Here is a 12,813-nt window from a genome sequence, read left to right on the forward strand (position 1 = left end):
GGGCGATCAGGATCCGCCCAGGCGCAGGTCCCGGATGGCGAGCCGGGCCGCCTGGTAGCCGGCCATGCCGTGGGCGCCGGGCCCCGGAGGGGCGGCGGCCGAGCAGAGGTAGACGCCACGGGCGCCGGTCCGGTAGGGGTTCCGGCCCGGGCGCGGCCCGAGCAGGAGGACGGCGGGGGACTTGGCACCGGTGAGGATGTCACCGCCGACATAGTTGGCGTTGCCGGCGGCGAACTGTCCGGGGCGGGTGACGTGGACGCCGACGATCCGCTCCCGGAGACCGGGGGCGAAGCGCTCGATCTGTGCGATGACCGCATCGGTGGCGTCGCCGTCGTAGCCGGCGGGGACATGGGCATAGCTGTAGACGGGGTGGACGTCGCCGCGGGAGCGGGACGGGTCGGCGACGTACTGCTGGCCGAGCAGCACGAACGGGCGCTCCGGCATCCGGCCGGACGCGACGGCGCGCTCGTTGGCGATGATCTCGGCCGGGCCGCCGCCGAGGTGCAGGGTGCCGGCGCGGCCGAGCTCGGCATCGCGCCAGGGCACGCCCCGCTCGACGGCGAGGTCGACCTTGTAGGCGCCCGGACCGGGACGGTGTCGGCGGTAGGCGCGGCGCGTGCCGGCGGGCAGGCGGTCGCCGCACAGGCGCAGGACCGCTGCCGGCCCGAGGTTGAGTAGGACGGCGTCGGCGGGCGGCAGCTGGTCGATCGCCGTGACCTCCACGCCGGTCTCGATCTTGCCGCCGAGATCGGCCAGGGCCTTGGCCATGGCATCGGTCAGGGCCTGGGTGCCGCCGACGACCACCGGCCAGCCGTCGTGGTGGCCCGCGGTGAGGATGCCCATGCCGATGGCGGAGGAGACGACCTCGGTGAGCGGACGCATGGCGTGGGCGGTGGTGCCGAGGAAGAGCGCGCGGGCCCGCTCGGTGCGGAAGACGCGGGCCAGCAGTGCGGCCGGCAGCACGGTCGGCGCGCCGAACCGGCCCATCAGGAACGGGTGCCGGGGCAGGTGGACGACGGGTCCGAGGATGTCGGCGGCGAGCCGGTCGTAGGTCCGGGAGGGTCCGCCGAAGAGCATCCGCCAGCGCCGGGCGTCGGCCCCCAGACCGGCCGCGGTCGCCTCGACCGAGCGGTGCAGCAGCGCGGGGGCCGCGTCGTCGAGGGGATGGGCGGCGTCGATCTGGGGCCAGGCCCACCGCAGGCCGTAGCGGTCGAGTCCGTCGAGCGCGGGGGACCGGAGCGCCATCGGGTGGAACGCCGCGCAGTGGTCGACCAGGATCCCCTCGCCGAACGGCTGGACGGTACGGGTCCCGCCGCCGATCTCGTCCTGTGCCTCGAGCACGGTCACCTGGGCGCCGGCGCGGGCGAGGGTCAGCGCGGCGGCCAGGCCGTTGGGCCCGCTGCCGACCACGAGGACGTCCGTCATGGTTCGACGGTACGGCGTCCGCGGGCCGGATCCCCATGGCCCGGGGGGATGGACTTGCCCGGGCCCTTTGGTCCCGGTGCACAACGAGCCGGGAGCGGACGGTCAGGCGGCGCCGACCAGCACCGCGCGGCCCAGCCAGTGACAGGCGGTGAGGGCGAGCTCGATGGCCTGCCGGTCCGAGCTGATCGAGCTGCCCAGCGACTTCTCGGCCGACGCGATGCGGTACTTCACGGAGTTCTTGTGCATGAGCATCGCTTCCGCGGTCGCCGTGTAGCTGCTGTCGTTCTGGAAGAACAGCAGCAGGGTGTGCCGCAGCCGCTCGTGCTGCTCGTCGTCGAGGGCCAGGTCGCCGAGCGTCTCCTGCACCCAGGTCCGGGCCGTGTCGAGGTCGTGGGCGAGGAGCGCGGCGACCTTGAGGCCGGGCTCGTCGAAGCTGGTCACCCCGCGGTGCGGGTCGTCGCCGACCATGGCGACCTGCTGGGCGTGCAGCGCCTCGCGGTGGGTGCGGCGGAAGCCGCCGACGCCGGACGCCGCCAGGCCGAGGGCGAGATTGGGGACCGGTGGCCCACCCGCCTTGGTGAGCAGCGCGCGGATGCCGCCGAGGTCGATCTCGACGTCCTCGGCCACCGAGAACCAGGTCCAGGCCGTGGCCCGGTCGCGGGGGATCACCAACGGCGCGCGGGTGGAGCCGAGCAGGTCGGCGATCCCCGTGGCCGCGCGGTTGAACCGCGAGAGCTGGTCCTCCTGGGCGCCGGTCTCGTCGACCCACATGACCGCTCCCAGGTGCGGCACGCGCAGCCGGTAGCCGAGCACCCTCTCCGCGGCGTCGATGTCGACCGGCGTGCCGGCGATCAGCTCCTCGATCTGGCTCACCCGCGCGCTGCTGCGCTCGGCCAGCCACCGCTCCCGCTCGGTCTCGTAGACCGTGACGACGCCCTGGGAGATCCAGTCGATGTAGTCGAAGGTGACGGCCACGATGCGCTCGTACGCAGCGGCCCGCGCGTCCAGCGGGGCGTCGAGCCGGTCGCACTCGGCGAAGGTCATCTCCAGCAGGTGCTGCTGGCCGAGCCGGTAGGCGCGCACCAGCGCGCTCACCGAGACGCCCCGCTGGGCCAGCCGCCGGGCGTACTCGTAGGCCGCCGAGGGCGGCTCGATGTTGGCGACGGGGATGTCGTGGCGCAGCGCGTACAGGATGTTCTCGATGTTGCCCTCGATGCTCGCGTAGAGCAGGTCGAAGATCGCCGCCTCGCCCTCGAGCTCCTCGATCCGCGACGACAGCCGGTCGCGCATGCTGCTCGCGAGGTCCGTGATCCGGGCGTGCAGGGTGGTGGCGACGGTCTGGACCAGATCGGCCGCCTGGCCTTCCGTGGGAGCATCAGCCATGGGGCGAGTGTCCCAGACGCGATGTGACCGACGTCACTGTGCCGCCGTCACGAGCGATGCCGGAGGACTTGGTCGCGGGAACCAAAGATCGCCACCCCGTCAGACCGCCGCCTGCTCGCGGAGCAGACCCTTGACCAGCTTGCCGACCGAGTTCTTGGGCAGTTCGGCGCGCACGTGGACCTCCTCGGGGACCTTGAAGCGGGCGAGCGAGCCGGCGCAGTGGGCGCGCAGCTCCGTCTCCGTCACGACCAGCCCGGGCCGGGTGGCGACGTACGCGACAGGGACCTCGCCGAGGATCGGGTCGGGCCTGCCCACGACCGCGGCCTCCAGGACCGCGGGGTGCCCGTAGAGGCACTCCTCGATCTCCTTCGGATAGATGTTCTCGCCCCCGCGGATGATCATGTCCTTGATCCGGTCGACGATGCGCAGGTAGCCGTCCTCGTCGATGATCCCGACGTCCCCGGTGTGCAGCCAGCCGTCGCGCACCGTGTGCCGGGTCTCCTCGGGCCGGCCCAGGTAGCCGCGCATCACGTTCGCTCCCCGGATCACGACCTCGCCGCGCGTCCCCGGCGGCAGCGGGTCGCCCGACGGGCTGACCACGGCGACGTCCTGTCCGGGCAGCGCGATGCCGACCGTGCCGGGCTTGCGCGGGCCGGCGACGGGGTTGATCGTCGAGGCGACGCTGCCCTCGGAGAGGCCGTAGCCCTCCACGAGGGGGACGCCGAAGCGCTCCTCGAAGCGCACGATCAGCTCGGCCGGCATCGGCGCCGCCCCGCAGACGACGAAGCGCAGCGAGGAGGTGTCGACCGGCCGGGTGGTCCGAGCCTCGAGGACCGCGTAGATCGTCGGCACGGCCGAGAAGTACGTCGGCCGGTGGGTCTCGACCAGGTCCCAGAAGGTGTCCGGTGAGAACCGGGGCGCGACGACCACGTCGCCGCCGGCGCGCAGCGGCGACAGGGTCCCGGCGATCAGCCCGTTCGCGTGGAACAGCGGCAGGACCAGCAGGCTGGTGTCGGCCGCCGTCATCGTGAAGTGCTCGACCAGGGAGGCGCTCATCGCCGCCAGGTTGGCGTGGTCGAGCAGCACGCCCTTGGGGCGTCCGGTCGTGCCGCTGGTGTAGATGATCAGCGCGAAGTCGGCGGACGTCGCGACCGGGCCGGCGCCGGATGCCGGCACCGGGTCGGGAGCGGCACTCCCGTGGATCGAGGCCGCGTCGAGCCAGGCGATGCCGACCGACGTCGCCAGGTCGCGGGCCCGTTCGTCGCCCACGAGCACCGCGGCCGCCGAGTCCTCCAGCTGGTAGCGCACCTCGTCGTCGGTGAGGACGGCGTTCACCGGCGTCAGCGCGGACCCGCTGTACCAGGCGGCGAACATCGTGGTGACGATCTCCGCGCTGTTGGGCAGCAGCACCGCGACTGTGTCCCCGGGCGCGACGCCGAGCGCACCGAAGCGATCCGCGAGGCGTCGTACGTCGGCGGCGAAGGTCGCGTTGTCGAGGCTGCGCCCGCCGTCTCGCAGGCACCGGCCGCCCGGATCCCGCTCCGCACGCAGGAACGGGATCCGGGCCAGCTCGCTGACGGGGCTCATGCGTTCGCCGTCGGGGCGGGCGCCGGCAGCGGCGTCGGCGGGACGGCCGGTGCGGAGTCCGGGTGGTACTCCGGGTGCCGCCAGGTGACCTCGGTCGGAACGGGGCCGTTGGGGAGCCACGGCTGCTCCCTGACGCAGTCGGAGACCAGCCAGGTGCCGCGCTCGACGATGCCGAGCGCCGCGTCCATCACGAAGTACTCCTGGGTGGGCTTGTGGATCGGCTGCGACTCCACCCAGACGACCACGAGCTCACCGGGCGCGAACGCGAGTCGCCTCTGCAGGGCCTCGATCAGCTGGTCGTCGTGCAGATGCCCGTCGCCGAAGTTCCAGCCGATGATCGAGTTGCAGCAGAACTCCGCCTCGCGCAGCGAGTAGGTCTCGTACTCGTCGCCCAGGTAGTTCTGCAGCACCGAGAACAGGCCACGGCCCTGACTGTGCATGGAGCGCCAGCTGAGCGTCATCTGCATGGTCATCTCGGCGACGTCGGGGTCGTAGCCCATGCCCTCGATCAGCTGGTCGATCTGGTTCTTCGCGGGGCGCTCGAGCTGGTTGAGCTTCGCCTCGGCGCCGGGCGCGAACGCCCACGTGGCGGAGGCCCAGTTGCCGGCGTACTGCCGCATCGACGGCAGGAAGGACACCAGGTCGGGCCGCAGGTTGCCGAGCACCGGGAAGAACACGAGAGCGGCGACGAGGACCGGCAGCATCCAGGCCTCGCTGAAGTCGCCGATGCCGTAGCCGTCCCCGGCGAAGTGGCCGGCGAAGAGGAAGACGGCGACGTAGGAGAACAGGATGTTCCACTCCAGCGGCACCGCCAACGGGAAGGTCTGCGTGATGAACAGGTGGAAGAGCACCATCGAGCCCACGGCGAGCAGGGTGATCGTCCAGTTCGTGCTGAATAGCAGGACGAGCGGCACGACGAGCTCGGCGGTCGTGCCGAGCACGTGGGCCATGAACCAGGCCAGTCGCGACGGGAGCAGGTCGTCCGGCAGCGCGCGGTAGTGCGCCCGCTTGAGGAACCTCGGCACGAACGGAGCGTTGGAGACCATCGGCGGGATGACGTTGAGGAAGTGGTGGTTCACCTTGGAGATCGACGCGCCCACCCAGACGATCACGATGATCACCTTGGCCGCGACGATGAAGTCGGTGTACGTCAGCGTCGCGCCGGCGAGCGCGGAGATCACCAGGATCGGCAGGTACTGCTCGCCGCGTGCGGCCAGGAAGAGCACCTTGTCGCGCAGGCCGCACAGCACGAGGAGCGCCGCGCAGAGGGCCATCAGCCCCGGCTCGACCATGGTCACGCCGAAGCCCTCGGGCCGGGTCCCGCCCGCCGCCGCGGCGTAGAGGAAGCTGGCGAGGGCGGCGAGGTAGAGCAGCACGTCGACGGGGGAGCGGTTGTCGCCCGCCGTGAACGGCACCTTGCCCGGCCACGGGGGCAGCCGGATGGTGCGGGGGCGCGCCCAGTAGCTGATGCCCCCGGTCATCGGCTTGAAGTGCGCCGCGAGCGGTCCCCAGGTGCCGCCGATGCCGAACAGCTCGAGGAACAGGGTCCACAGCACGAGCTTCTGGTAGATGATCGGCTGGTCCCACCACTGCCCGATCTCGAACGGTCCGCCGACATCGGAGGTGAGGGTCGCGAGGACGACGCCGCCGCCGACGTAGAGCACCAGCAGCTTCAGGATGTAGATGGTGTGCACCATCTTCGGCGTGCCGAAGCCGTACTCGGCCCAGAAGGTGGCGAGCAGGCGGATCCGCTCCTGCCGCGGACGGGTGAGGAACTCCGCCGGGTCGACCGGCGGGGCGTCGGGGGTGAGGAAAGGCATCGGGCTGGCTCCTTCGGGACGGACCGCCGCAGCGGTCCACCGACCGTAGGTTCGCGGGTGTGCTCCCGGTCACGGCCGCGACGACCGAAGTTCCGGCTCGGCTTCGTCCGTCGCCAACAACGGCCCACGCCGGGGCCCACGCCGGCCCACGCCGGCCCACGCCAGGTCTACGTGGGCCGACGTCGGGGCCGACGTGCCGAGGGTGGCGCAGTGGCTACGGTGGGTCCATGCGGGTCCCCGAGTTCTCCGACGAGCAGATCGCCGCCGATCTCGCCGCCGCGGCCGTCGAGCTCGGCGAGCCACTGACGGCCTCGGCGTACGACGGCTGGCAGCGCACCCGCGCTGCCGCGTCCCCGGCGCTGTTGATCCGCCGGTTCGGGTCCTGGAACGCCGCCTGCGCGCACGCCGGTGTCGCCACCAACAAGACCCGCTCGACGAGTCGTCGGTGGAGCGACGACGACGTCGTCGCGATCGTGGCGCGCTATCTGGCGGCGTCGGGCAGCACCGGTGCCTTCGCCGACTACGCGGCCTGGGCCAAGGAGCAGGACGGCGTGCCCAGCGGCGCGACCCTGCGCCAGCGGTTCCCGTGGGCCGAGGTCAAGCGCCGGGCGCTGGAGCTGAGGTGAGCCCGGCGCTCGACCCGCGGACGGCGGCGGCGCTGCGCGACCACGCCGCCCGGCTCCGGGAGCGTCTGGACCTCGCCGAGGCGCCGATCCTGTCCGCCACCGGCCTGTGGCTGCTGCTGGCCGCGGTGGCGGAGACGGCCGACGGCCCGGAGGAGCGGGCCGCGCTGGAGGCGGTGCTCGGCGTACCGGCCGCGCAGGCGTCGGCGGCCGTGACCGCGCTGCTCGCCGACCCGCACCCCGCGGTGGGTGCCGCGCTCGGCGGCTGGGTGCGGCCCGACCTCACGCTCCGCGCGCCGGTGCCGGGGCCGGTTCCGGTCGGACCGCTGCCCGGCCAGGCGGCGCTCGACGCCTGGGCCCGCGAGCACACCCGCGACCTGGTCCGCTCGTTCCCGGTCCGGGTCGACGACCGCACCCTGGTCCTCCTCGCGTCGGCCCTGGTGACCGCGCCGCGGTGGCGGCAGCGGCTGGCGACCGGCCGCGACGGGCTGCTGGTGCTCGACCACGAGCTGCAGGCGATCGTGGCGACCGAGGCCGCCGGCCCGGTCGGCGTCGCCTGCCCGCCCAGTGACGACGGCATCGACGTCGTCAGCCTCGTCGCCGCTCCCGGGGTCGCCGTGGCCGACGTGTGGCGTGCCGTCGACGAGGTCGTCGCCCGCCGCCTGGGTGGGACACTCGCCCACGGCTCTCGTCCGTCCGTGCCGTGGGCGGACGGGCACGCGTGGCGGGTGAGTGAGGGCGTCGAGTCGTTCGCCGCCCGGCAGGCGCCCGCGGACGGGGCCGAGCTGTGGACCAGCCGGCTGCCGGCCTGGCACGCCGACGCGCGCCACGAGCTCACCGGCGCTCCGGGTGTCCTGGAGGTGGGGCGCGGCCTGGGCCGGCTGCTCCCGTCCGACGCGCTGGTCGACGGGCTCGACCTGCGTTGCGTGCAGGCCGCCACCGCGACCTACGACGCCGAGGGCTTCCGGGCCGCCGCCGTCACCGCGCTCGAGGTGCGCGCGGCCGGCATGCCGGCGTACGTCGAGCGCCGGGTCCGGCGGGTCGTGCTCACCTTCGACCGCCCGCACGCGGTCGTCGCGGTGGCCCGCGGCGACGCCTGGGAGGGCGTCCCCCTGTTCCATGCCTGGGTCACGCCCGGGCGCTGAGCCCTCCCGAGTGAGCGCGCGTCACGACGGCGGGTACGGCGCCGCCTTCAGCAGCGCCGCGAGGTGGGCGGCGTTGGCGGCCAGGGTCGCCGTCGTGGTCGCGGTCTTCTCCGGCTCCGGGTCGAGATCCTGGTAGTCGGTCGACTGCATCGCCTCGCCGACCCAGTAGGTCACGCCGTTCGCGGGGATCGTGAAGCCCACGTCGCTGAGCGCCTGGTAGACCTCCGCGGAGACGTGGTGGGCGCCGTCCTCGTTGCCGACCACGGCCACGCCCGCGACCTTGCCCGACGTGAGGATCCGGCCCTCGTCGTCGGTCTCGCCGAGCTCGGCGTCGAGCCGTTCGAGCACCAGCTTGCAGACCGACGACGGCTGACCCATCCAGATCGGCGTGGCGAGCACCAGGATGTCGGCGTCCAGCATCTGGCGCCGGATGCCCGGCCACGCGTCATCGTCACCCTCGTCGGTGCTCACCCCGAAGGCGACGTGCTGGTCGGCGATGCGCACCACGTCGCCCGCGACGTCGTGGCGGCGCAGCGCCTCCAGGACGCGCATGCCGAGCAGCTCGGAGCTGGATCGGGACGGCGAGGGCTTCAGGGTGCAGCAGAGCACGAGCGCGCGGAGCTGGTCGGTCGGTGTCTCGTCCATGCGCCGTGCGGTACCCGGTCGGGCCGGGAGGCACCCGGGTCAGCGCGCGATCGCGAGCAGGACGACGGCGACGGCCGGGAACGCGAGCTGGGTGAGCGCGGCGCGGGCCTTGTCGGGCGAGGAGAGCAGCAGGACCAGGCCGGCGGCGACCATGGACCCGGTGCCGCAGAACACGAGGGTGGCGCCGACCCGGTCGTCCTCGGCACCGAACGCCGCGATCCCGCCGGCCGTGATGACGGCCAGGAAGAGGTTGTAGAAGCCCTGGTTGAAGGCCAGCTCCTTCGTGGCCTCCGCCTCGGCCGGGCTGGTGCCGAAGGTGGCCCGGGTGCGGGCGCTGGTCCAGGTCAGCGACTCCATGACCCAGATGTATCCGTGGAGCAGGGCGGCGAGGCCGGCGAACGCCAGCGCGACGGTGGTCATCCGGTGATTCTCCCGTGCCCCGGCGCGCGCCCGCCAGCCTCGCTCAGGCCCGGGTCAGAGCAGGCCCTCCTTGTCGAGCCAGTCCTTGGCGATCGTCGCGGCGGGCAGCTGCTCGTCGACGCTGCGGGTGTTGAGGTCGACCAGGTCCTCGGGCGACATCGCGGCGCTGACCTTGTTGATGATCCCGGCCGCCTCGTCGCTGAGGTCCTCGCTGGCGACGGGGACGACGTGGGAGGCGAGGAACAGGCCCTTGGTGTCCTGGAGGGCGACCAGGTCGTTCTTCTTGATCGACGGGTCGCCGGTGTAGATGATCGCCAGCTGGATGTCGCCGTCCTTGAGGGCCTTGACGGTGAGCGGCCCGCCGCCGTCCTCGATCGGGGTGAAGGACACGTCGACGCCGTAGGTGTCCTTGAGGCCCTTCGGGCCGTTGGGCCGGCTCTCCGCCTCGGAGTTGGCGCCGAAGACCATCGGGTCAGTGACCTTGGTGAGGTCGTCGATGGTCTCCAGGCCCCACTTCTCGGCGAACGCGCGGGTCACGACGTAGGAGTCCTGGTCGGTCGCGGGCGACTGGTCGAGCACCTGCAGACCCTTGTCCTCGGCGGCCGTGACGAGGTCGGTGTAGACGTCGTCGGCCAGGCGGGCGGTGGTGTCGGGCTGCCAGACCTGGAGCAGCGGGCCGGTGTACTCCGGGAACAGGTCGATCGAGCCGCTCTCGATCTCGGGGAGGTAGGCCTCACGCTGGCCGATCTTGAAGTCGCGCTGCACCTCGATGTCGGCGGCCTCGAGCGCCTGGGCGTAGGTCTCGGCGATGATCTCGTTGGAGTAGTAGTCCTGGGAGCCGATCACGATGGTGCCGCCCCCGCCGTTGTCGCCGTCGCCGGAGCTGAGCGGGTCGGAGTCGCCGCCGCAGGCGGTCAGGGCGAGCGATGCGACGGTGACCAGCGCGAGGCCGATCTGCGTGGATCGGAGCTGCCCGAGTCGGGTGAGACGGGTCATGACGGAACCTTTCCTAGGGTGGGTCGGCTGGCCCGTTGGAGGGCAGCCAGGGTGAGGTCGAGCAGGAGGGCCAGCGCGGCGACGAGCAGCGCGCCGGCGAGCATCTCGTCGTAGTGGCGGGACTTGAGGCCCGAGAAGAGGTAGCGGCCGAGCCCGGTGTCGGAGATGTACGCCGCCAGGGTGGCGGTGGCGACGACCTGCAGGGTCGCGGCGCGGATGCCACCGAGGATGACGTCGGCGCCGAGCGGGATCTCGACCCGGGTGACGATCTGCCACTCGCTCATCCCGACGGCGCGCGCCGCGTCGACGGCCCCGCGGTCGGCGGCCTCGACGCCGGCATAGGCGCCGGCCAGCAGGGAGGGGAAGGCCAGCGCGACGAGGGCGAGCAGCGGTGCCTCGATGCCGATGCCGAGGGCCAGGCCGAGGAGCGTGAGCAGGCCGAGGGTGGGGACCGCCCGCACCGCACCGGCGAGGGCGACGACGACCAGGCGACCGCGACCGGTGTGGCCGATGAGCACGCCGAGCGGCAGCGCGACCACGGCCGCGAGGGCGACCGCGGCGAAGGTGACCAGCAGGTGCTGGAGGATGCGGTGGTCGATCCCGGTCGCCCCACCCCAGTGGGCGCCGTCGGTGATCCAGGACAGGGCGTCCCCGAAGAGGCTCATGACGCGGCCGCCTTCGGCAGCGCCGCGCGCCAGGGCGTGGCGAGGCGACCCAGACCGACGAGCAGGGCGTCGAGCGCGATCGCCAGCAGCATGGTGCCGACGACGCCGGTGACGATCTCGGCGCGGATGTCGCGCTGGAAGCCGTCGGTCAGCAGATTGCCGAGGCTCGGGATGCCTACCAGGGCTCCGATCGTGACCAGGCTGACCGTGCTGACGGTGATCACCCGGATGCCGGACAGGAGCACGGGGACGGCGAGCGGCAGGTCGACCTTCCAGAACAGCCCGGCACGCGAGTAGCCCATCGCCTCGGCCGCCTCCCGCACCCGCGCGTCCACGGCTCGGAAGGCGTCGGCGGCCGTGCCCGCGAGCAGCGCGGTGCCGTAGACGGCGAGCGCGACGATCAGGGTCAGGCCGGAGCGCAGCGAGATGCCGAGCAGGACCGGGATCACGATGAGCAGGGGCAGTGCCGGCACGGAGTAGAGCAGGCTCGCCGTACCGAGGACGACGGTGCCGGCGCGCGGCCAGCGCCAGGCGATCCGGCCGAGGACGATCGCGACGAGCACGCTGACCACGATGGCCGGCACGGCCAGCCGGACGTGCTGCACCAGCATGTCGAGGACGTAGTCGCGGTTGGCGTTCAGCCAGGTCATGCGGGGGCCCTCACTCGAGAACCCCGACCGGTCGGCCGTCGCCGTCGATCACGACGCTGCGCCCGTCGAGCTCGACGGTGCGCAGGGACCGCTCCGCGCGGTCGGATCCGATGAAGTCGCGCACGAACCCGTCGGCGGGCGCGGCCACGATCTCCTTGGGCGTGCCCGTCTGCGCGACGATGCCGCCGGTGCGCAGGATCACGACCTCGTCGCCGAGCCGGAACGCCTCGTCGATGTCGTGGGTGACCAGCACGATGGTCTTGCCGAGCTCGGCCTGCAGCTGCAGCAGCTGGTCCTGGAGGCCGCGGCGCACGATCGGATCGACCGCCCCGAACGGCTCGTCCATGAGCAGGATGTTGGGCTCGGCGGCGAGCGCCCGGGCCACGGCGACGCGCTGCTGCTGGCCGCCGGAGAGCTGGGCGGGATAGCGCCGGCCGAGCGCGGGGTCGAGCCCGACCCGCTCCAGCAGCGCGTGGGCCGCGTCGCGCGCGGCGCGCTTCGGCGTGCCGGTGAGGACCGGGACGGTCGCGACGTTGTCGACGACCCGACGGTGGGGGAGCAGGCCGCCGGCCTGCGGGACGTAGCCGATCGAGCGGCGCAGCTCGACCTTCTCGAGGTCGCGGACGTCACGCTCGTCGATGAGGACCGAGCCGGTGGTCGGCTCGACCATCCGGTTGACCATCCGCATCAGCGTGGTCTTGCCCGAACCGGACGTCCCGACCAGCGCGAGGGTGCGGTGGGAGGGGACGGTGCACGAGAAGCCCGTCACGGCGACGGTGCCGTCGGGGTAGGTCTTGCCGACATCGCGGAACTCGATCCCCATGCGTGGCACCCTACGGGGCCGCACGGACATCGGGGTGGAACCGCGTGCCAGCGGGGGCCGGGCACGGTGCGAGGGAGGAGGCGCCCGGTTCCCCTCGCGGGGGTGGGGTACCGCGGGGTGAACCGACGAGAGGAGCACGAACCATGAGCACGATCGAGAAGTCCGTGACCGTCGACGTCCCGGTCCGCACGGCCTACGACCAGTGGACCCAGTTCGAGACCTTCCCGTCCTTCATGGAGGGCGTCGAGGAGGTACGCCAGCTCGACTCCACGCACCTGCACTGGCGTGCCGAGATCGCTGGGGTGCGGCGCGAGTGGGACGCCGAGATCGTCGACCAGACACCCGACGAGAGGATCACCTGGCGCGCGCTCGACGGTGCCCGGAACGACGGTACCGTCTCGTTCGCCCCGGACGAGCTCGGACAGTCGACCCGGGTGACCCTGCGGATGGAGTTCGAGCCCGAGGGGATCGTCGAGAAGGCGGGCGACGCCCTCAACATCGTGGACCGGCGCACCGAGGGCGACCTCGCGCGGTTCAAGTCGTTCATCGAGACGCGGGGCGTCGAGACCGGCGGCTGGCGCGGCGAGGTGCGGCCCGGCGACGCCGACAACCCGGCGCTCTGAGCCGAGGC

General features: G+C 72.8%; 13 protein-coding genes. 3 read left to right on the plus strand and 10 right to left on the minus strand.

Annotated features, from left to right (window positions below):
• Nucleotides 1–6: 6 nt before the first annotated feature.
• From RB608_RS13295 to RB608_RS13310, 4 genes are all read right to left on the minus strand, one after another.
• Complete coding sequence (locus RB608_RS13295; RefSeq protein ID WP_308088432.1) at nt 7–1,425, minus strand: NAD(P)/FAD-dependent oxidoreductase; 1,419 nt, start codon at nt 1,423–1,425, stop codon at nt 7–9.
• Between the two features lie 102 nt (nt 1,426–1,527).
• Nucleotides 1,528–2,808, minus strand: coding sequence for a helix-turn-helix domain-containing protein (locus RB608_RS13300; protein ID WP_308088433.1), 1,281 nt, complete (start codon nt 2,806–2,808; stop codon nt 1,528–1,530).
• Between the two features lie 99 nt (nt 2,809–2,907).
• Complete coding sequence (locus RB608_RS13305) at nt 2,908–4,395, minus strand: AMP-binding protein (RefSeq protein ID WP_308088434.1); 1,488 nt, start codon at nt 4,393–4,395, stop codon at nt 2,908–2,910.
• Nucleotides 4,392–6,215 carry a DUF3556 domain-containing protein gene (locus RB608_RS13310; RefSeq protein ID WP_308088435.1) on the minus strand — a complete coding sequence of 608 codons (1,824 nt, stop codon included), beginning with the start codon at nt 6,213–6,215 and terminating at the stop codon, nt 4,392–4,394. Before RB608_RS13310 ends, RB608_RS13305 begins: the two co-directional genes overlap by 4 nt.
• Before the next feature lie 227 nt (nt 6,216–6,442).
• Here RB608_RS13310 and RB608_RS13315 point away from each other — a divergent pair, with 227 nt between their 5' ends.
• Both RB608_RS13315 and RB608_RS13320 read left to right on the plus strand, forming a co-directional pair.
• Nucleotides 6,443–6,841, plus strand: a complete 399-nt coding sequence (locus RB608_RS13315; protein WP_308088437.1) for a homing endonuclease associated repeat-containing protein — start codon at nt 6,443–6,445, stop codon at nt 6,839–6,841.
• The gene (locus RB608_RS13320) at nt 6,838–7,983 is read left to right on the plus strand and encodes a hypothetical protein (protein WP_308088439.1); all 1,146 of its coding nucleotides are present in this window, start codon (nt 6,838–6,840) and stop codon (nt 7,981–7,983) included. Before RB608_RS13315 ends, RB608_RS13320 begins: the two co-directional genes overlap by 4 nt.
• A 21-nt stretch (nt 7,984–8,004) precedes the next feature.
• Here the strand turns inward: RB608_RS13320 and RB608_RS13325 are convergent, their stop codons facing one another.
• From RB608_RS13325 to RB608_RS13350, 6 genes are read right to left on the minus strand one after another with little or no spacing between them, the layout of a single operon-like run.
• A complete protein-coding gene (locus RB608_RS13325; protein ID WP_308088440.1) occupies nt 8,005–8,628 on the minus strand; it encodes an NAD(P)H-dependent oxidoreductase in 624 nt (207 codons plus the stop codon).
• A 39-nt stretch (nt 8,629–8,667) separates the two neighbouring features.
• Nucleotides 8,668–9,048 (minus strand): DUF1304 domain-containing protein, encoded by a 381-nt coding sequence (locus tag RB608_RS13330; protein WP_308088441.1) that lies wholly within the window; start codon nt 9,046–9,048, stop codon nt 8,668–8,670.
• 54 nt (nt 9,049–9,102) lie between these two features.
• Nucleotides 9,103–10,044, minus strand: a complete 942-nt coding sequence (locus RB608_RS13335; protein WP_308088442.1) for an ABC transporter substrate-binding protein — start codon at nt 10,042–10,044, stop codon at nt 9,103–9,105.
• On the minus strand, nt 10,041–10,709 hold the full coding sequence (locus tag RB608_RS13340) for an ABC transporter permease subunit (RefSeq protein WP_308088443.1): 669 nt from the start codon (nt 10,707–10,709) through the stop codon (nt 10,041–10,043). The genes RB608_RS13335 and RB608_RS13340 overlap by 4 nt, the downstream gene beginning before the upstream one ends.
• A complete protein-coding gene (locus RB608_RS13345) occupies nt 10,706–11,359 on the minus strand; it encodes an ABC transporter permease subunit (protein ID WP_308088444.1) in 654 nt (217 codons plus the stop codon). The genes RB608_RS13340 and RB608_RS13345 overlap by 4 nt, the downstream gene beginning before the upstream one ends.
• Before the next feature lie 10 nt (nt 11,360–11,369).
• Nucleotides 11,370–12,182 (minus strand): ATP-binding cassette domain-containing protein, encoded by an 813-nt coding sequence (locus RB608_RS13350; RefSeq protein ID WP_308088446.1) that lies wholly within the window; start codon nt 12,180–12,182, stop codon nt 11,370–11,372.
• Between the two features lie 143 nt (nt 12,183–12,325).
• Here RB608_RS13350 and RB608_RS13355 point away from each other — a divergent pair, with 143 nt between their 5' ends.
• Nucleotides 12,326–12,805: an SRPBCC family protein gene (locus RB608_RS13355; protein WP_308088447.1), complete on the plus strand. Its 480-nt coding sequence runs from the start codon at nt 12,326–12,328 to the stop codon at nt 12,803–12,805.
• Nucleotides 12,806–12,813 lie beyond the last annotated feature (8 nt).

The sequence above is a fragment of the Nocardioides sp. LHD-245 genome (assembly GCF_030929495.1).
Taxonomy (GTDB): Bacteria; Actinomycetota; Actinomycetes; order Propionibacteriales; family Nocardioidaceae; genus Nocardioides.